The organism is Sulfuricurvum sp., from assembly GCF_049277495.1.
Lineage (GTDB): Bacteria > Campylobacterota > Campylobacteria > Campylobacterales > Sulfurimonadaceae > Sulfuricurvum.
Genome location: NZ_JBASYM010000072.1, coordinates 1 through 18397 on the forward strand (window position 1 = coordinate 1; position 18397 = coordinate 18397).

Below are 18397 nucleotides of genomic sequence, written 5' to 3' on the forward strand. Positions count from 1 at the left end.
GGGAAATCACAGTAAAATTCGTGCACTAAAATCGTCTCTGTCTGAATGCAAAACAAAATACTTCAGACCGGAGCAGCTTCAAAAGCATAAAATAAGGACATCTTATGAAAAATAAGTACATTGCAAGCTTCGAACAAGCACAAATCGCCGGTAAAAACATCCCTGAGTTCCGTGCAGGTGATACTCTTCGTTTAGCAGTAACGATTAAAGAGGGTGACAAATCACGTGTTCAAAATTATGAGGGCGTATGTATCTCTATTCGTGGTGAAGGTACAGGCCGTACTATTACTGTTCGTAAAATCGGAGCTAACGCTGTCGGTATCGAGCGTGTATTCCCAATCTACAGCGACAGCCTCGAGAAAATCGAAGTTCTTCGCCGTGGACGTGTACGTCGTGCGAAATTGTTCTATCTTCGCGATCTTGCTGGTAAAGCAGCGCGTATTAAAGAAATCCGCCGCAAATAATTCTCCATTGCCGCACACTGTGCGGCAGCTTCTCTTCAACTCTATCAATCCCCATTTTTTTCAAATCGTCAATTTGTTTACATTTTATCTGCCGTTGCGTCATTGACAGCCGCGAGGATATTATTCCCCTTTTAAGGCGCGTTCCATATCCCGTTTGAGGCTTTTTTCTTTGAGGTCATCGCGTTTGTCGTAGAGCTTTTTCCCTTTAACGATAGCAACCTGCATTTTGGCGAGGTTTTTGTCATTGAAGTAGATACTCAGCGGGACGAGGGTAAATCCCTCCTTTTCGACCGCTTTAAACATTTTATCGATCTGCTTTTTATGGAGCAGCAGCTTACGGCTTCCGCGCTCTTCATGGCTATAAAAATGGTGGGTCGTATCAAGCACTCCGATGTGGACATTAAAGACAAATGCTTCACCACGGACGATTTTGATAAAACCGTCTTTGAGGTTGACACGCGCCGCGCGCAAGGCTTTGACTTCTGAGCCCTTAAGAACGAGTCCCGCTTCAAATTTCTCTTCGATGTAGTAATCAAAAAAGGCTTTTTTATTGGTGGCTATATTTTCGCCCATTTCTTTATTCCTTAATTCTAAAAAAACTGCTTCCGCTGCCGGAGAAAAACCATCCCTCTTTTTCGGAAAGCTCGGGATAGCATCCCAAAGCCGCATTATAAAGGTCATTTGCTTCTTTAGAGTTAACGGAGGCTAATATCTCACGTGAAGGTGTTGCTTCAAGGAGGGCGGCCTCATCGCTGTTGATAGGTGCAAACAGGTGCTCCCGGTAATAGCGGTACACGGCAGGGGTACTGATCTGAAGTTCAGGCGTTGTCACCTCCAAATCCAGAGGCGGCTCATCGAACGGCTCCACGATCTCTCCGATGCCGCGTACATTGGCACTCGCATAGCCATAGACGAAGAAGGGAACATCCGCGCCGACATTGGCACCGATTTCGGCCAGTTCATGGATACTAAGCCCTAAATTCAAGGTTTTATTGCACATCAGCAAAAACGTTGCGGCATCAGAGCTTCCGCCCCCGAGGCCGGCAAAAGAGGGGATCTGCTTATCGACGCAAATGGCGTTCGATTCCATAAATTCCGAGAGCGTTTTGGAATGGGTTGCGGCAAAAAGGTACTTATACGCTTTGTAGATGGTATTGGAACCTACTTCGCAGTCAAAGTCTCCCCGAATCTCAAATTCCGGCGTCGATTTCGGTTCGAACCACAAGGTGTCAAATAGATTGTCCACACGTACAAAGCGTGAACTGAGGGTATGATAATTTTCTCGAATCCCGGTGATTTTGAGAAAAATGTTGACTTTGGCGTAGGCTTTGTATCGGATCATAATTTTAATTTTTGAACCAGCTGCTGGAGGAGCGATTCATCATGCTCAGAGGAAGCCTCTTTATTGGAATCTTCGACGGCGCGAACCAGTTCGCTGCGCAGTACACGGATATTGTGCGGGGCATCAATCCCGAGCTTCACTACCCCCTTTTCGATGGAGACCACTTTGACCGTAATCGTATCGGCGATAATGATCGATTCTGCGGGTCTGCGGGAGAGAATCAGCATGCTTCAACCTTATTGAGTAGGTAACGGACGCCTTCATCGGTAATCTCAAGGATAGAGATCGTGTCGCCGTTGTCGATCCAGTAGGTTCCGTTTTCCTGCAGATCGAAATCTTCACGGTTGAGGGGTTGTCCTAATAAAATCGTTTGAGTAGTACCATTATAGCGGTTTTTGGTGATTCCAAGTGAGGTTTTGACGTCAAGCGGAATTTCGTTTTCATAAGTGAATTGCCCCTCATTGAGACGTTCCAAAGCACTAAGGGCACCATCGGTACCGAGACGTGCTGCAATCATCTCTCCCAAGGACCGGATATAGGTTCCCTCCGATACGGTTGCCTCAAAGGTAAGAAACGGATGGCGATAGTGGATCAAAGAGAGATCATAGATCGTAGAGGTGATTGCGCGCAGGTCAACCTCTTTCCCTTCTCGGGCAAATTCATAGGCTCTGCGCCCTTCGATTCGCTTGGCACTGTATTTGGGCGGAAGATAGGTAAGTTCGCCCGTAAGGGATTGAAATATCTCTTGGATCAGCGTTTCGCTTACGCTCTCGGTTTCCTTGATCGTTTCAATCTTCTCGATATCCAGAGTCGGAGAATAGGCCCCCAGCCAGAGTGTTGCACGATAACGTTTGGGGGTTTTGTTCAAAAAGCGAAACAGTCTTCCGTGATTACCGAATGCGATAATCAAAACACCTTTGGCGAACGGGTCCAAGGTGCCGGAATAGCCTGCTTTTTTTATTTTATACTTGCGTTTGAGCTGTCCGAGAAGCTGGTTCGAACTGAGCCCTGTAGGCTTATAGGCGACAAAAAGACGATTCAATTAAAGTTTCTCCACAAAAGAGGCGAGAATATCCCGTTTATTGCCGCCGAAATTGATGCTGAGTTTAAATTCGCGTCCGGCTTTGCTCACCCCTTCGACCCGTCCGGCTCCGAAAATTTTATGGCGCACCAGATCACCTTTTTTGTAAGAAGTGTTTTTTTCCAAGATCAAAGAACCTTCGCACAGTCCCGCTTCGTTGATAAAACGGCTTTTTTGCAGATCGGTGCGGCGTCCTTTATAGAAGCGGCTGTTGACATTGGAGAGGGTGAGATTGCTTTTCGCGCGGGTGATGGCGACATAGCCTAATCGGCGCTCTTCTTCGAGATCGCTCCCGTCTCCGATCAGAGGCAAAAATCCCTCTTCCATTCCGATGACGAACAGGTGCTCGAATTCAAGCCCTTTGGAGGCATGGATACTCATAATGTAGATGCTCTCCCCCTCGACCTGGTCTTGTTCGCTCTGCAAGGTAATGTCGTTGAGAAATTCAGCCAAAGAAGCCTCAGGGTTTTGTTTGACATAATCGCGAAACAGTCCGTAGAATTCATCGATATTGGATATTTTATCGGCTTCGTCGGGAAGCCCTTTGATCGTCTCTTTGAGTTTAAAACGCTCTTCCAGTACATCGATAAAACGGTAAATCGTTTCTTCGGAAATACGTCTCAGTTCGAGAATCTCGGCGACAAAATCACGTAGCTCTCCGGCACTTTTTTTCCGTACAATCCCTTCTAATTCGCTATCACTGAGGGTTGAGATAAACTCAAACATCGATTTTTCAGCTTCGATAGAGGAAAGTTCGATTTTATCGATCGTCGCTTTGCCCAATCCCCGCTTGGGCTTGTTGATAATCCGTTTGAGGGAGAAGTTGTCATGGACATTGGTGATGACCCGCAGATAACTGATCAAATCTTTAATCTCGGCACGGTCATAAAAGCGCAGGCCTCCGACGAGTTTGTAGGCGACTCCGGCACGGTTCAGCCCCTCTTCGAGTGAACGGCTCAGGGCGTTGATCCGATAGAGTACGGCGATTTCGTTGGGACGGACTCCTTGAGAAATAAGGGTTTTGATCGTCTTGGCGATCTTTTGAGACTCTTCGCTTTCGTCGTTAGACGTAATGGTCTGAACATCTTCTCCGCCGGTTTTTGTGGCGATGAGTGTTTTGCCAAGACGGGAACGGTTATGCTCGATCAGGGCATTGGCTACCGTAAGGATGGGCTGAGTAGAACGGTAGTTATGTTCGAGTTTGACCACCATCGCATCGGCAAAATCCTGATCAAATTCGAGGATGTTGCGGACATGGGCACCGCGCCATCCGTAAATACTCTGATCATCGTCTCCGACGACACAAAGGTTGTTGTGGGTTGAACAGAGTTTTTGCAGGAGTCTCAGCTGCAGTTCATTGGTGTCTTGGTACTCATCGATCATGATGTAGCGGTATTTTTCAGACGTTTGGGTGCACAGCTCCGGATTTTCATCAAGGAGTTTATAAGTGAGGCAGAGCAGATCGTCAAAATCGACGAGGTTGTTTTTGAGAAGGTAGGCTTCGTATTCTTCATAGATTTTGGCGATATGTTTATAGTTGGTAAGCTCGGCCTGGGCATATGCTTCACTCGGGTCAATCAGAGAATTCTTGTAGCGGGAAATTTCACTGGCGATAAGGGCTGTCGGAAGGTCGGCGTTGATTTTTTTGATGATCTTTTTTTTATCATCGGTATCAATAACGACGAAATTATTGGCACGTCCGAGCAAATGGATATGAAATTTTAAAAACAGCAGTCCGAATTTATGAAAGGTACACAGTAGCGGGGGATAGGAATTTTGTGAAATAAGCCCCATCGCCCGTTCGCGCATCTCTTTCGCCGCTTTATTGGTAAAGGTAAGGGTCAATGTATTCCCTGCCGGTATTCCCACTTGATCAAGGAGATAGGCGAGCCGAGTCGTTATCGTTTTGGTTTTTCCGCTTCCAGCCCCTGCTAAAATGAGCAAAGGGCCGTCAATCCGTTCGACTGCACTGCGCTGAGCCTCATTAAGATCGGAGAGAATTTTGTCCATACTGTTATTGCCTTGCACATGTTAATAGTTAATTTATTATAGCCCAAGTTTTCTATTTTTTAAATTCCTTTGCTAAATGCGTATAAAATTTCAGGCTAAATACTTGCATTAGTTATAATTGTGAGTTATAATACTGCTATTCATTAAGCTTATAGGAATTATTATGTTAAAAGATTTTGCCAAACTCATGACATTTCTGACGGTCGTCAGAGAGAAAAGTTTTTCCAAAGCATCGGCAAAACTCGGAATTTCTCAGCCTGCGGTAACCCAGCAGATCAAATTCATCGAGGATTATCTCGATACCCGAGTCGTTGAACGCAAAAAAAACGGGATCAAACTGACCAAAGAGGGAGAGGACCTTTTCCGCATCGCAACGAAACTGGAAAAAGCGATTCAATCGAGCGAAAAAGAGCTTTTAAAAATCATCAATAAAGAGTTCACCTTTATCGTCGGCGCTTCGTATGCGATCGGAAACTATGTTCTCCCTTCGTACATCGGGCAGCTCAAAGAGAAGATCAATAACGAAGTACACATCCGTGTGGCATTTTCCGAAGAGATCATCGATCAGTTAATCGATAAAAAAATCGATATCGCCCTGATCGAATCACCGGTCATGAAAGAAGGGCTGATTTACCGCGAATGGGAAGAAGACGAATTGGTCATTTTCTCTAATCAGCCGATTCCGAAGCAGCTTCGCAAAGAAGATATGTATAAGTTTGACTGGATCTGCCGTGATGAAAATTCGCATACGCGCAAACTCACCTCTGAAGTATTTGAAGAGATCGGCGTTGAGTGTTCAGGCTTTAGCGTTATCGGTGTCGTAGCAAGTTCTACCGCGATTAAAGAGACCTTGATGCGTTCGCCGAAAGATGCCGCCCGTCCAGTGGTTTCCGTTATCTCTCGTCATGTTATCAGTGATGAAGTGGAAGAGGGAAAATTGTTTGAAGCGCGGATTAAAAATTATAAAATCAAACGTAAGTTTTATATCGTTTACAGCAAAGAACGCAAACACGATGCATTCATCGATAACGTTGTCACTTACCTCTTAGGGTTGAAACTCTAAGACCTCACAGCATTCCCCTGAAAAGGGAGTGCATTTCCTGCGTACTATTTTTTCTTCAAAAACTTTTGATTTTCAGGATTTGCGAGCAGGGCACTCATGGAGTTTTGAACCCCTTCTTGTTTTTCAATAGCGGCGGCAGGGTGTTTTTCCTGCGGAAGTGCCAAGTTTACGAATGCCGGAGTATCGTCGATGATGATCTGCACAATCGAAAGCAGCGGTACCGAAACGAAACTGCCGACATTCTCTTGTCCGAATCCCGCTTCAAAAATCAAAACATCATTATCGATCCGGGCACTCTCAAAAGTATAGCCCGCCAGAAAAAAGAGGGTCATTGCCCGAAACTCTTCATTTAAATGCTGGGGGAGGGGAGGATCAAACGTAACATGTTCAATTTTGCATAAAATGCCGAAATTCTGATCATTTTCAAACAGATAAATGAGCATGTCACGAACATGGTTCTCCATCAATCGAGCGAATGACGAGCTTTTAATAATATCAAATAACATAACGCCGGACCTGTTTTTTTAAGTAATTATACCATTTTCGACTTCAATGAAGCCAACCATCGCATTCATGACAGCAATCTTGGACGCTTTGGCTATATCCTCTATCGTAAGAGGATGCGGTGTCAGAAAACCCTCCTCGATTAAACGTGCTCGGGTAGTCCCCCTCAGCAGTGGAGTATCCGGCGTAAGCCATTGTCCCTGTATCTGCAAGGCAATATTGGCGATGGTAGTATCGGTAAGAAGGCCGTTTTTAACAATCACTACGTCATCGCAGCCCTCACGCTGATCAAACAAAGCATCCAGCGCTTCTCGATTAGAGTCTTTCAAGGGATATTCAAGGGTATCGGCCCTAACGAGTTTGAGAGAAGCAATGGTTTTTGGGATATAGGGGATAAATTCGACCGTATATCCATCCGCATCGTAGAGAAAGCGGCACCGGTATATTCCGCTGCTGGGAGGGATGATCAGAGACTGCAAATCGTAATGCGTTTTAATAGAGAGGGATTGAAGGGATTTTTCCAAGCGCTCTTGATGATAAGAGCAATGCAAGAGGCGAGCGTTTTCGCAGCGGAGTGTCTCTAAGAGCATTTACGCTTCAAAAAGAGGGGTGCTGAGATAGCGCTCTGCCGTATCACACAAGATGGTCACAATGGTTTTTCCTTTGTTCTCGGGGCGCGAAGCGACCAGTGCCGCCGCATGAACATTAGCCCCTGCAGAGATTCCGACCAGCAGTCCTTCGGACAATGCGAGTGCTTTGGATGCGGCGATAGCATCTTCGTTACTGACCGTAATAACTTCATGATAGAGGGAAGTATTGAGGATATCGGGGACAAAACCGGCTCCGATTCCCTGAATTTTATGAGGCCCCGGCTTCCCTCCAGAGAGAACAGGAGAATCTTTGGGCTCCACGGCGATGATCTGCACATTCGGTATAGCGGCTCTCAACGCTTCACCGGTTCCGGTGAGTGTTCCCCCTGTTCCGACAGCGGCAATAAAGATATCGACGGTGCCATCGGTGTCTTTGAGAATCTCTTGTGCGGTAGTAATGCGATGGATGGCCGGATTTGCGGGATTGGCAAATTGCTGCAGTACGATAGCGTTGTCGGTAGCTGCGACGAGTGCATCGGCCTCATCGATCGCCCCTTTCATTCCCGAGGCGGCAGGTGTCAGGACAAGATTGGCACCGAGAGCTTTGAGAAGATTGCGTCGTTCAATGGACATGGATTCGGGCATCGTGAGGGTGAGTTTTAATCCTAATGCGGCGCAGATAGAAGCGAGAGCGATACCGGTATTGCCGCTGGTAGGTTCGATAATCAGCGTATCCGAATTAATCCGGCCCTCATCCATCGCCGTTTTGATCATATTGAATCCGATCCGGTCTTTGACCGAACTGGTAGGGTTCATAAACTCACATTTTCCTAAAATCGTAGCTCCGCTTGCGTTGGAAACGGCATTGAGCCGTACCAAAGGAGTATTGCCGATAAGTTCGGTGATATTGGCTGCAATGTTCATGTTGATGCCCCTGTTTTTTAGCCATTATAATACCATAATGGGTAAAAGCAAATAATTACAACCAGTTTGCTAAGGATTAATTGACGATTTTATCGTGGCTGATGCAGACAAAGCGGTAGCCGATTCCCAGCTCGGTTTGGATGTATTGGGGAGATGTGGTACTGGTTTCGATTTTTTTTCGCAAAGCGTTGATATAGGTGCGCAGATATTGCATTTCATGCTGATAGCCGATCCCCCATACCTCTTTTAAAATTTTGACATGGGTGAGTACTTCGTTGCGATGGAGCATAAAATATTTGAGCAGGTTGAATTCGGTCGGGGTGAGTTTAAGGCTCTCGTCCCCTTTGAAAACCGTGAATTGTTCAATATCGATTTTAAGGTCGTTACAGGTGATAACAGTACTGGTCGTTTGGGGTCCCAAAAAACGTCTTTGGGCGGAACGGACACGGGCCAAAAGCTCATGGGTGGAAAAAGGTTTGGTGACGTAATCATCGGCTCCCAAATCAAGCGAGGCAATGATCTCTTTTTCTTCGTGGCGGGCGGAGACGACAATGATCGGGGTTTGTACCATCGAACGGATCGTTTTGATCAACTCTTTCCCGTCCCCATCGGGTAGCCCAAGGTCGAGTAAAATGATATCCGGACTGCGGGTCTGGAGTTCTCTTAGCGCGCTTTGGCGATCTTTTGCCAGAAGGACTTTGTGCCCGAGCTGCTTGAAGGTAAGCTGCAGAAGCTGACTGATTGCTTCATCGTCTTCGACGATCAAAATCTGTTGATGAGGTTTCATTCATCCTCCATTGGCAAAGATACGGGGTGCTTTAGAATCGGGAGGGTCACTTCGACACGGATACCGTTATCATGATTGTAGGCTCGTATACTGCCGTTGTGGGCTTGCGCGATCTCTTTGCAAATCGATAGTCCGATCCCGCTGCCGGAGATATCTGCCGTATTGTCGATACGGTAAAACTTTTCAAAAAGGTTCTTCAGCTCCGAAGAAGTAAGGGTCGGGCATTGGTTTGAGAAGGTGATGATCCACTGCGAGGAGGATGTCTTAATATCAATTTCCACAGGTTTTTCATCTATGGAATATTTGAGCGCATTATCGATCAGATTGACAAAAAGGCGCGTTAGCAGGGTGCAATCACCGTAAAACAGCGGAAGATCTCTGCTAAAACGGCATTCAACCCTCTCATGCAGAACGTCACTGCGAAATTCCCGCAGCGCGATGCTGATGAGGTCTTCCATGTCGCACCACTCTTTTTTCAGGGGCGTTTGAGAATTTTGAAGCCGGGCGCTGTCGAGCAGGGTACTGATCAGACGGTTCATTTGCCGGCTGGACTCAATGATCTGCAAGAGAGCTTTATACCGCAGTGCCAAATCCAGAGGGTAGGTCTCAACCAGAAAAGATGCATTTCCCATAATCGAAGCAAGAGGGGTTTTAAGATCGTGGGAGAGGGTATTAAGAAGGGTCTCTTTGATACCGCCGGCATGGATTTTTTTGGCCTGAAGGGTAATCGTGTATCCGACAATGAAGAAAATAATAAAACTCCAGATGTAGACCACTTCATGAACGATAAAACTGAGCGTCGGCGGAATATAGATGAGGGCGAGAACTCCGATGGACAGTGTCGTGACAACCGTCGTTGCGAGAAAATTTCCGCGCAAGGCAATCACAATAACGGGGAGAAGGTGGATCAAAATAATATTAGTCATTTCCAAATGGTGTTTGAATGCTTGTGCGACAATGGTTACGGCACCAAAAAGGATTAAAGTGATGATGTAATGCCGATAGGGATAAAACTTTTGCATAAAAGAATTGTATACGAGATCGTGTGAAATAGAGCCAAAGATGGAGAGGGAACAATTTTTTTGATGCCATTTTGATTCCAATTGTCCTACCATTTCACATTCTTTAAAAAGGGAACCCGTGAAAACTCATAAAATCAATAAAATCCTGATTGCTAACCGCGGTGAAATCGCACTTCGTATTATCCGAGCCTGTAAAGAGCTGGGTATCAAAAGTGTCGTCGTTTTTTCTGAAGTGGACGTTAATGGGGTATGGGTCCGTAAAGCGGATGAGTGTTACCCGATTATGGGCGATCCGATTGCCGCGTATCTGGACTATGAGCGTATTATTTCATTGGCTAAAAAAGCCGATTGTGATGCGATCCATCCGGGATACGGGTTTTTATCCGAGAGTGCCGAGTTTGCTCAGGCATGTATCGATAACGGGATTATTTTCATCGGGCCGAAGCCGGAACACGTAGCCCTCTTCGGGGATAAAATGGCTTCCAAGGTCGCGATGCGCGAAGTGGGTGTCCCGATGCTTCCGGGGACCGATGAACCAATCGATAATATTAATGATGCGGAGAAGATCGCCGAGGGGATCGGGTTCCCGATCATTATCAAAGCGGCATTCGGGGGCGGCGGACGCGGTATGCGTATCGTGGAAAAGGCGAAAGATTTCAAAGAGATGTACGAATCGGCGACCAATGAATCGATCCGGTTCTTCGGGCGCGGCGAGGTCTTCATCGAAAAATATCTTAAAAATCCGCGCCATATCGAAATCCAAATCGTTGCGGACAAATACGGCAATGTCGTCCACCTCGGAGACCGTGACTGCTCGATTCAGCGCCGTCACCAAAAAGTGATCGAGATCGCCCCTTCTCCGTTGTTGAACGAAGCCGTGCGCCGTGAACTCTACCGTGTATCGACCAAAGCGATGTTCAAGCTCGGCTACGAAAGTGTCGGTACGATCGAGTATCTGGTCGATCAGGACGACAACTTCTACTTTATCGAGATGAACACCCGTGTTCAAGTGGAACACCCGGTTACGGAGATCATTTCCGGGATTGACATTATCCAGCGGATGATCGAGATCGCGGAGGGGGATTCTCTTAAATTCATGCAAGAGGAGATCAAGCTGCGCGGATACGCCATCGAGTTTCGTATCAATGCAGAAAACCCGAAACTAAACTTCGCACCCTCACCGGGTCTGATCACCAACTATATGGCACCCGGCGGTCCGGGAGTACGTATGGACAGCTGTGCCTATACCAACTACAAAATCCCTGCCAACTACGATTCGATGATCGGGAAACTGATCGTATGGGCACTGGATTGGGAAGGTGCGGTGCGTAAAGCGCAGCGGGCTTTGGATGAATTTCTCATCGAAGGTGTGCCGACCAATATTCCGCTTCATCGCCAAATCGTCCGGGATCAGGACTTTATCGACGGAAAACTTGATACGGGATATCTGGATACCAAGCTCAGTACATTTAATCTTGACGCGATCCATAATATGGATGACGAAGAGGCTAAAATGAAAGAGATCGAGGGAATTATCAAAGCGATCAATGCGCATAACCTAACGGTTCGCCACTAAGTTAAAAACTGCTGCCCCAGGGCAGGTTTCAGTGTTATAGCCTTAATCAGAGTACGAGGAATTTTGTTTCCTTGTACTTTTCAAATTAATAGATGACTCCGCTTCCCCCTCCGTTTGCCGCATGAAAAACAACCGTATTATTTTGCCGTGCGTAAAAGCGGATCAGCAATTTTTGCAATGTTGGCTCGATCGAGGGTTTAAACCAGCCGTTATTGCTGATCGCGATCATATAGCGTACCTCCGGCGTGTAAAGCTCTTTTCGCGTCCCTTCATAACAGATGGCATTACGAAATTTAACGCCGTCTATCCTAAAATCGGTCGGATTTTCGGCGGTCACAAAATCGCTTCCCCCCCCGAAAATTGCACGATTCACCCATCCGCGTAAAAACTTTGGCAGAGGGATATACTCTCCGAAAGGGACAAGAATTGTTTTCTTGGCGACGGTGATTTTTCCCTCTTGGAAGAGATACGAAACATTGTAGTTCAAGCCGTTTTCTTCATGAAGCGTTCCGGTGAGAATCGTGATGTACCGGGAACGTTCCGTAAGTGCTTCGGCAATATTGTCATGATGGTTCATATAGAGCGGAAATGCCGCTTCAGGGAGGACAACGAGGTCATATCCTTGGGCAATTGCATCATCAATGGCATTGAAATTTTCTTGGATCGTTTGGCCTAACCGTTCCCCTTGCCATTTAAAATCCTGCGAGATATCCGTGGAGATCAGTTTGATTTTCACATCCGGCAGCGGAGGTGCGGGAGGGAGCGTTTGCACGGCACCGAAAAGCAGCAGCAAGGGAAGCCCTTTTTTGAATCCGCTAAACGAAGCGGTTGCCGCAAGGGCAAAGAGGATGAGGGCAAACTGCCATTTGGCAAAGCCCAGATAACTCTCGACAAAGATAAGTTCCGGCTGCATCCAGTTGAAGTCCATCGGCCAAAAAAAGGTGAGCCCGAAGAGGATAACGGCACGTACAAACGGGTTTGATGAGAGAGCCATCGTTCCGTAATAGAGGCTATAGACGATCCCGAATCCCAGCGCTACAAGCCCGACGGCCCACCCGAGGCCATAGTACTGAAAACTGAATCCGATCCAATAACACCAGAGCAATCCGATCCAGAATCCGCTGATGAGGACGGTCTTTTTCGGAGCATGCAAAAGTCCGTACAGTGCGATTAAAGCCGAAAGGGTGTTAAGAGCGGCAGAGGTAAGACCGAAATGTTCCCAATAGATGAAGGCTGAGAAAAAAAAGGCAATAACCAACGGCAGAAGAAGGAGCTCAATAATGGGGTTGAATCGATATTTCATGGGGGAATTATACCGTTGTTAGCCACATTTCAGTATAATGCCCCAACTTTACACATGCCAAGGAAACCCATGGAAATTCTTACCCAAATCCTCCCGTTCGTATTTTTGATCGCTATTATGTATTTTGTGATCATTCGTCCCCAAAATCAGCAAGCTAAAAAACACAAAGAGATGATTGAAGCTCTTACCAAAGGGGATAAAATTATCACCACCGGCGGTTTGATTGTTGAGATTAAAAAAGTCGAAGATCAATTTTTCGTGATTAAAATGAACAATGACACTGAAGGGCAGCTCGTTAAAGATGCAGTAGCCAGAAAGTATGGGGATGAAGCTTAATTACCGCGTCGTTTTACTGATTATTGCCACCGTATTCGGTCTGGTATTCTCGATCCCTTCATTCACACAAAGCAGTGAAGGGAAAAAGATTACCTTAGGACTTGATTTGCAAGGCGGATTGCATATGCTTTTAGGGGTTAAAACCGATGAAGCTGTCAACTCTCAAATCAAATCGATTGCTTCAGGGATCAAACATTTTGCCGAGCATAATGATATTTTGATCGAAGGGCTCGGTGTTCAAGACGATAAGGTTGTGTTCGAGCTTTTAGATGGCGATGATGCAACCGTAATGGATGAACAGCTTAAAACGATCGAAGGGACCGTGGTCCACGCATCGGAGAACAAATACGCTGTTTCGATTACGCCTGACGCTGTTGAAAAGTTGAAAGTTCAATCGGTCGATCAGGCGATCGAGACGATCCGAAACCGTCTTGATCAGTTCGGTCTTGCCGAACCGACGGTTGCCAAACAGGGAATTGATAAAATTTTGGTTGAGCTTCCGGGGATCAAAACCCCGCAAGAAGAACAACGTGCGCGTGAGCTTATTTCACGTGCGGCGAAGTTGGAATTGATGGCAGTGGACGAAGAGCGTTCTATGCGTGTTAATGACCTTAGCGGCGCAGAAGCTTCGAGCTATGGAGACATTATTCTCGAAGACGCGCTTCAGCCGAACCTGAAACACTTGGTCAACGAGATCCCTATTTTGGATGGGACGATGCTGACCAATGCGCAAGTCGGATACGATCAGAACAACCGTCCGGTCATTAATTTTTCCCTTAACTCTGCCGGAGCGCAGATTTTCGGTGATTTTACCGGTAAAAGTGTCGGTAAACGGCTCGCGATCGTGCTGGACGGAAAAGTTTATTCCGCACCGGTGATCAATGAACGTATCGGCGGCGGAAGCGGACAGATCAGCGGTAACTACAGTGTTGCTGAAGCCAATGATTTGGCGATAGCACTGCGTTCAGGGGCATTGCTGGCACCGATTTATATGATGGAAAAACGTTCCGTCGGGCCAAGTCTTGGGGCAGACAGTATTAAAGCGAGTATGATCGCTCTCATCGGCGGGTTTGTCCTCGTATCGTTGTTTATGATCGTCTATTATGGGGTAGCAGGGGTTGTCGCAAATGTCGCTCTCATCGTCAATCTACTCCTTATTCTCGCGGTCATGGCACTTTTCGGTGCTACGCTGACATTGCCGGGGATGGCGGGGATCGTCCTCACCGTCGGTATGGCGGTAGATGCCAACGTCATTATCACCGAACGGATACGTGAGCTTTTACGCCAGGGGCTATCGGTTCGAAAAGCGATAGAATCGGGATACGATAATGCGATGCGCGCCATTTTGGATGCCAACATTACGACTTTAATCGCGGCGGTTGTCCTCTATGTTTATGGAACCGGAGCGATCAAAGGGTTTGCTATTACGATCAGTATCGGTATTTTAGCGTCGATGCTGACAGCAATCTTGGGAACCCACGGTATTTATCAGTTATTGGAAGAGCGTATGTCCAAATCGAAAAATCCGTTTAAATATTTCGGGATCAAGGGGTAAACGATGGAACTTTTTAAAGCTACCCGCTCGGTTCCGTTTATGGGGAAATCGAAGCTGGCAATTATTATCTCGATCATGATGGTATTGGGATCTTACGCGCTTCTCTTTACCAAAGGGATGAATTTCGGAATCGATTTCGTCGGCGGTACGATCGTGCAAGTCAAATACGACACAACGGCACCGATCGATGAGATGCGTCAGCGTCTTACGGGCAATGCACTGTTTGAGGGCTCCTCCATCAATGAATTCGGTTCGCCGGATGAAGTGGTTATTCGTCTCAAAAACAGTTCTGACAGCGTTACCAAAGATATCGGCGACGTTGTCCGTGAAAAATTAGCGGGAACCGGAAATTTTGAAATTCGCCGTGTTGATATTGTCGGTGCAAAAGTAGGAAATGAACTTCGTGAAAAAGGGATCATGTCCCTTACTTTGGCGATCATCGGTATTCTGATTTATGTCTCTTTCCGCTTTGAATGGCGTTTTGCTGTTGCATCGATCATCGCGCTTGTGCATGACGTCTCCATTGCAATGGGGGCCATATCTTTGGTCGGGCTGGATGTCAATTTGGATGTTTTGGCTGCATTGCTGACGGTTTTAGGATATTCGATTAATGATACGATTATCGTATTTGACCGTATCCGTGAAGGGATTACCGAGTCGAAAGAGGGGAGTTTGAGTGCCATTATCGATGAGGCAATTACGAAAACGCTTTCTCGAACGACATTGACATCTTTGACGACATTGTTGGTTGTTGTCGTTCTTTTCCTCTTCGGCGGAGAAATTATCCATGCGTTTGCGTTCACACTGCTGGTAGGTATCGGTGTCGGTACCTACAGTTCGATTTTCGTAGCATCTCCGATATTAAAATGGTTTGGTTTTAATGTAAAGGGATATCGTGCTAAACTCTCTCAAAAGGCAGCACGCGAAGCGGAAAAAGAACGTCTTCGCGCACAGTTTGAACAAGGTATAGTGTAAGGAGCAAAGAATGGATTGGGGTAAGGTAGTTTATGTTTTTTTTACGCTGATGAGTTTAACCTCGACAGCGGCATTTCTGTTCGATCATACTTCCGTGATGCTATTTGTAGCGGCAAGTTTAAACCTTATATCGACAATTTTAAAATTGGGTGTCCGTAATCTTTTGGCGGCAGAGCTGCTGGCCGGATCATTGGTTGCGGATTTGCACCTGATTCCCGCATTCATTTACATGGAAGTGATCGGGCATGTAGTGTGGGCGACAGCATTGGCGATCGGTGCATTGATCGCGAATGTCTTTTCCATCATCATGGTGTTTATCGAAAGTGCTAAAGCCAAAGAGAATTACGAGTAGGCTTCCCTCACCGAAGTCTGCTGCTTCGCAGAGAAAGCGTTTACTATCATTTAGGAGTTTTGTTTGAATTATACCCCCGCATCGATTGAGGCCAAGTGGCAAAATACTTGGAGTGCAACGAAGGCGTATGAGCCCTCATCGGATTTTTCCAAACCTAAAAAATATGTGTTGAGCATGTTCCCTTATCCTTCCGGACGTATCCATATGGGACATGTCCGTAACTATACCATCGGGGATGCATTTGCCAGATATTACCGTCAGCAGGGATTTAACGTCCTGCATCCGATCGGATGGGACAGTTTCGGTATGCCGGCGGAGAATGCGGCAATCAAACACGGTGTCCATCCGAAAAAATGGACCTATGAGAACATCGCAACGATGCGCGGAGAACTGGCAGGATTAGGTCTTTCTTTTTCCGAAGAGAGAGAATTCGCAACATCGAATCCTGAATACACGGCGTTCGAACAGGGTTTTATCATCGATATGTTCAACAAAGGACTCTTGTATCGTAAACAGGGGTTTTTGAACTGGTGTCCGCATGATTTGACGGTTTTGGCGAACGAACAAGTGGTTGACGGCGGATGCTGGAGATGCGGAACGCCGATCGAACAAAAAGAGATGTTCCAGTATTATCTTAAAATCAGCGATTATGCCGAGGAACTTCTCGAATCGCTGAAAACGCTGGAGGGGAAATGGCCGAAGCAGGTTTTGACGATGCAGGAAAACTGGATCGGAAAATCGTACGGTTTGGAATTTCCGTTTAAACTGGATGAGGAGAGTGAGGCAAAACTTGGAGCCGTCTATCAAAGCTTCGATGTATTTACCACTCGACCGGATACGATTTACGGGGTAAGCTACGCGGCATTGGCCCCAGAACATGAGATTGTCCGTCATATGCTCTCATTCGGTCTGCTGGATGAGGCAACGGCCGATGCGATCAAAGCGATGCAGCGTGTCAGCGCCCGTGACCGCGCAACCAGTCCGAAAGAGGGGGTGGCACTGGGAATCAACGTCATCCATCCTCTCACGGGAGAAAAAGTTCCGGTATGGGTTGCGAATTTCGTCCTTACCGATTACGGCTCGGGTGCGGTGATGGCCGTTCCGGCGCATGATGACCGTGACTATGAGTTTGCCACCAAATACGCACTTCCGATCAAAGCGGTCATTTTCCCGAGTGAGGGAGACCTTCCAAGCGGCTCTGCCTTCACGGACAGCGGCATCTTGAAAGAGAGCGGAAGTTTTAGCGGAATGGACAATACAGCGGCCAAAGAAGCGGTGATGGATCATTTTGAATCCGAAAAAATCGGTAAAAAAGTGATTAATTTCCGTCTTAAAGACTGGGGCATCAGCCGTCAGCGCTACTGGGGAGCTCCGATTCCGTTCATCCACTGTGAGAGCTGCGGAATCGTTCCCGAAGAGAAATCCAAGCTTCCGGTCGCGTTGCCTGAAGACGTCATCATCAACGGGGAGGGCAATCCTCTCGAACACCATCCGACATGGAAACATTGTCCGTGCCCGAAATGCGGCAAACCTGCAACGCGCGAGACCGATACGATGGACACCTTTATTCAGTCGTCGTGGTATTTCCTGCGCTATACGGTCAAGAATGATTTCAAAGAGGCCTTTGATCCGAAAGCTTTGGATTACTGGATGGGTGTCGATCACTATATCGGTGGAATCGAACACGCGATCTTGCATTTGCTGTATGCCCGTTTCTTTACCAAAATGCTCCGCGATTTGGGCTATGTAAACAGCGATGAGCCGTTTGAACATCTCCTGACGCAGGGGATGGTTCTTAAAGACGGTGCCAAAATGTCGAAATCCAAAGGCAACACGGTCGATCCGGGCGCTTTGGTGGAGAAATACGGCGCGGATACGGCGCGTCTTTTTATCCTTTTTGCCGCCCCGCCGACGCAAGAGCTGGAGTGGAATGACAGTGCGGTCGAAGGGGCATTCCGGTTTTTAAAACGGTTTGCCGATCGATCCCAGTACGTCCGCAAAACAAAAACGATACCGGCGATTGATCCGGCGTCCCTCACCAAAGAGGAAAAAGCGGCCCGGAAAAAAGTTTATGAAGCGCTCAAACGTGCCCAAGAGGTTTATGGAGAGCGACATACCTTTAATACGATGATTGCCGGTGTCATGGAAGCGATGAATGCCCTGAATGAGCAGAATAATACGGAAGTGTGGACGGAAGGGTATTGGATTTTGACCTCTATCCTCGAACCGATCGCTCCGCATCTATGCTGGGAACTCTCCAATGAGCTTTTTGGTCTGAAAAACTTCGGTATTCAGGTGGTTTGCGAAGAGGTATTTGAAGTCGAAGCATTGACTCTCGGTGTTTCTATCAACGGCAAAAACCGTGCCACGATCGAAGTCGGGGTGAACGAGAGCCAAGAAACGATCATTGAAACAGCCAAAGCCGCAGTTGAAAAATGGATTGAAGGGAAAGAGATCATTAAAGAGATCCTCATTCCGGGCAAACTCGTCAATCTCGTCATCAAGGGATAAAC

General features: G+C 46.9%; 19 protein-coding genes. 8 read left to right on the forward strand and 11 right to left on the reverse strand.

Going from position 1 to position 18397, the window contains the following annotated elements:
* The first annotated feature begins 104 nt into the window (after nt 1-104).
* Nucleotides 105-464 carry a 50S ribosomal protein L19 gene (rplS, locus tag WAO38_RS12590; protein ID WP_422237583.1) on the forward strand — a complete coding sequence of 120 codons (360 nt, stop codon included), beginning with the start codon at nt 105-107 and terminating at the stop codon, nt 462-464.
* Between the two features lie 120 nt (nt 465-584).
* Here the strand turns inward: rplS and smpB are convergent, their stop codons facing one another.
* Genes smpB through WAO38_RS12615 form a run of 5 tightly spaced genes read right to left on the reverse strand, consistent with a single transcriptional unit; the run spans nt 585 to nt 4897 of the window.
* A complete protein-coding gene (smpB, locus tag WAO38_RS12595; protein WP_422237585.1) occupies nt 585-1037 on the reverse strand; it encodes an SsrA-binding protein SmpB in 453 nt (150 codons plus the stop codon).
* Between the two features lie 4 nt (nt 1038-1041).
* Nucleotides 1042-1806 carry a 4-(cytidine 5'-diphospho)-2-C-methyl-D-erythritol kinase gene (locus tag WAO38_RS12600; protein ID WP_422237587.1) on the reverse strand — a complete coding sequence of 255 codons (765 nt, stop codon included), beginning with the start codon at nt 1804-1806 and terminating at the stop codon, nt 1042-1044.
* Nucleotides 1803-2033: a carbon storage regulator CsrA gene (gene csrA, locus WAO38_RS12605; RefSeq protein ID WP_422237589.1), complete on the reverse strand. Its 231-nt coding sequence runs from the start codon at nt 2031-2033 to the stop codon at nt 1803-1805. The genes WAO38_RS12600 and csrA overlap by 4 nt, the downstream gene beginning before the upstream one ends.
* On the reverse strand, nt 2027-2848 hold the full coding sequence (truB, locus tag WAO38_RS12610) for a tRNA pseudouridine(55) synthase TruB (protein ID WP_422237591.1): 822 nt from the start codon (nt 2846-2848) through the stop codon (nt 2027-2029). The genes csrA and truB overlap by 7 nt, the downstream gene beginning before the upstream one ends.
* The gene (locus WAO38_RS12615) at nt 2849-4897 is read right to left on the reverse strand and encodes an ATP-dependent helicase (protein ID WP_422237593.1); all 2049 of its coding nucleotides are present in this window, start codon (nt 4895-4897) and stop codon (nt 2849-2851) included.
* Nucleotides 4898-5060: 163 nt separating this feature from the next.
* Here WAO38_RS12615 and WAO38_RS12620 point away from each other — a divergent pair, with 163 nt between their 5' ends.
* On the forward strand, nt 5061-5960 hold the full coding sequence (locus WAO38_RS12620; RefSeq protein ID WP_422237595.1) for a LysR substrate-binding domain-containing protein: 900 nt from the start codon (nt 5061-5063) through the stop codon (nt 5958-5960).
* A 44-nt stretch (nt 5961-6004) separates the two neighbouring features.
* On the opposite strand, the gene WAO38_RS12625 is transcribed toward WAO38_RS12620, so the two are convergent.
* From WAO38_RS12625 to WAO38_RS12645, 5 genes are all read right to left on the reverse strand, one after another.
* A complete protein-coding gene (locus WAO38_RS12625; protein WP_422237597.1) occupies nt 6005-6466 on the reverse strand; it encodes a hypothetical protein in 462 nt (153 codons plus the stop codon).
* A gap of 18 nt (nt 6467-6484) precedes the next feature.
* Nucleotides 6485-6988, reverse strand: a complete 504-nt coding sequence (locus WAO38_RS12630; RefSeq protein WP_422237599.1) for an aminotransferase class IV — start codon at nt 6986-6988, stop codon at nt 6485-6487.
* Nucleotides 6989-7054: 66 nt separating this feature from the next.
* The gene (cysK, locus tag WAO38_RS12635) at nt 7055-7978 is read right to left on the reverse strand and encodes a cysteine synthase A (protein ID WP_422237601.1); all 924 of its coding nucleotides are present in this window, start codon (nt 7976-7978) and stop codon (nt 7055-7057) included.
* A gap of 76 nt (nt 7979-8054) precedes the next feature.
* Nucleotides 8055-8765 carry a response regulator transcription factor gene (locus tag WAO38_RS12640; RefSeq protein ID WP_422237603.1) on the reverse strand — a complete coding sequence of 237 codons (711 nt, stop codon included), beginning with the start codon at nt 8763-8765 and terminating at the stop codon, nt 8055-8057.
* A complete protein-coding gene (locus WAO38_RS12645; protein WP_422237605.1) occupies nt 8762-9787 on the reverse strand; it encodes a sensor histidine kinase in 1026 nt (341 codons plus the stop codon). Before WAO38_RS12645 ends, WAO38_RS12640 begins: the two co-directional genes overlap by 4 nt.
* Nucleotides 9788-9905: 118 nt before the next feature.
* Between WAO38_RS12645 and WAO38_RS12650 the strand changes: the two genes are divergently transcribed.
* Entirely contained in the window at nt 9906-11363 is a 1458-nt protein-coding gene (locus WAO38_RS12650; RefSeq protein WP_422237607.1) for an acetyl-CoA carboxylase biotin carboxylase subunit, read from the forward strand.
* 85 nt (nt 11364-11448) lie between these two features.
* Here the strand turns inward: WAO38_RS12650 and WAO38_RS12655 are convergent, their stop codons facing one another.
* Complete coding sequence (locus tag WAO38_RS12655; protein WP_422237609.1) at nt 11449-12666, reverse strand: apolipoprotein N-acyltransferase; 1218 nt, start codon at nt 12664-12666, stop codon at nt 11449-11451.
* Nucleotides 12667-12735: 69 nt separating this feature from the next.
* Between WAO38_RS12655 and yajC the strand changes: the two genes are divergently transcribed.
* From yajC to leuS, 5 genes are all read left to right on the forward strand, one after another.
* On the forward strand, nt 12736-13002 hold the full coding sequence (gene yajC, locus WAO38_RS12660) for a preprotein translocase subunit YajC (RefSeq protein ID WP_422237611.1): 267 nt from the start codon (nt 12736-12738) through the stop codon (nt 13000-13002).
* Nucleotides 12992-14557: a protein translocase subunit SecD gene (gene secD / locus WAO38_RS12665; protein WP_422237613.1), complete on the forward strand. Its 1566-nt coding sequence runs from the start codon at nt 12992-12994 to the stop codon at nt 14555-14557. The genes yajC and secD overlap by 11 nt, the downstream gene beginning before the upstream one ends.
* Nucleotides 14558-14560: 3 nt before the next feature.
* Entirely contained in the window at nt 14561-15532 is a 972-nt protein-coding gene (gene secF, locus WAO38_RS12670; protein WP_422237615.1) for a protein translocase subunit SecF, read from the forward strand.
* 10 nt (nt 15533-15542) lie between these two features.
* The gene (locus WAO38_RS12675) at nt 15543-15884 is read left to right on the forward strand and encodes a DUF6394 family protein (RefSeq protein WP_422237617.1); all 342 of its coding nucleotides are present in this window, start codon (nt 15543-15545) and stop codon (nt 15882-15884) included.
* Nucleotides 15885-15947: 63 nt separating this feature from the next.
* Nucleotides 15948-18395: a leucine--tRNA ligase gene (gene leuS / locus WAO38_RS12680; RefSeq protein ID WP_422237619.1), complete on the forward strand. Its 2448-nt coding sequence runs from the start codon at nt 15948-15950 to the stop codon at nt 18393-18395.
* Nucleotides 18396-18397: the final 2 nt, after the last annotated feature.

Excerpts from the sequence above, each read along its gene's own strand:
- WAO38_RS12655 (WP_422237609.1), bottom strand. The coding sequence starts at position 12,666 with ATGAAATATCGATTCAACCCCATTATTGAGCTCCTTCTTCTGCCGTTG.
- cysK (WP_422237601.1), bottom strand. The coding sequence starts at position 7,978 with ATGAACATTGCAGCCAATATCACCGAACTTATCGGCAATACTCCTTTG.
- WAO38_RS12675 (WP_422237617.1), top strand. The coding sequence starts at position 15,543 with ATGGATTGGGGTAAGGTAGTTTATGTTTTTTTTACGCTGATGAGTTTA.
- csrA (WP_422237589.1), bottom strand. The coding sequence starts at position 2,033 with ATGCTGATTCTCTCCCGCAGACCCGCAGAATCGATCATTATCGCCGAT.
- WAO38_RS12645 (WP_422237605.1), bottom strand. The coding sequence starts at position 9,787 with ATGCAAAAGTTTTATCCCTATCGGCATTACATCATCACTTTAATCCTT.
- WAO38_RS12600 (WP_422237587.1), bottom strand. The coding sequence starts at position 1,806 with ATGATCCGATACAAAGCCTACGCCAAAGTCAACATTTTTCTCAAAATC.
- WAO38_RS12640 (WP_422237603.1), bottom strand. The coding sequence starts at position 8,765 with ATGAAACCTCATCAACAGATTTTGATCGTCGAAGACGATGAAGCAATC.
- WAO38_RS12625 (WP_422237597.1), bottom strand. The coding sequence starts at position 6,466 with ATGTTATTTGATATTATTAAAAGCTCGTCATTCGCTCGATTGATGGAG.
- secF (WP_422237615.1), top strand. The coding sequence starts at position 14,561 with ATGGAACTTTTTAAAGCTACCCGCTCGGTTCCGTTTATGGGGAAATCG.
- smpB (WP_422237585.1), bottom strand. The coding sequence starts at position 1,037 with ATGGGCGAAAATATAGCCACCAATAAAAAAGCCTTTTTTGATTACTAC.
- secD (WP_422237613.1), top strand. The coding sequence starts at position 12,992 with ATGAAGCTTAATTACCGCGTCGTTTTACTGATTATTGCCACCGTATTC.
- yajC (WP_422237611.1), top strand. The coding sequence starts at position 12,736 with ATGGAAATTCTTACCCAAATCCTCCCGTTCGTATTTTTGATCGCTATT.
- rplS (WP_422237583.1), top strand. The coding sequence starts at position 105 with ATGAAAAATAAGTACATTGCAAGCTTCGAACAAGCACAAATCGCCGGT.
- WAO38_RS12620 (WP_422237595.1), top strand. The coding sequence starts at position 5,061 with ATGTTAAAAGATTTTGCCAAACTCATGACATTTCTGACGGTCGTCAGA.
- WAO38_RS12615 (WP_422237593.1), bottom strand. The coding sequence starts at position 4,897 with ATGGACAAAATTCTCTCCGATCTTAATGAGGCTCAGCGCAGTGCAGTC.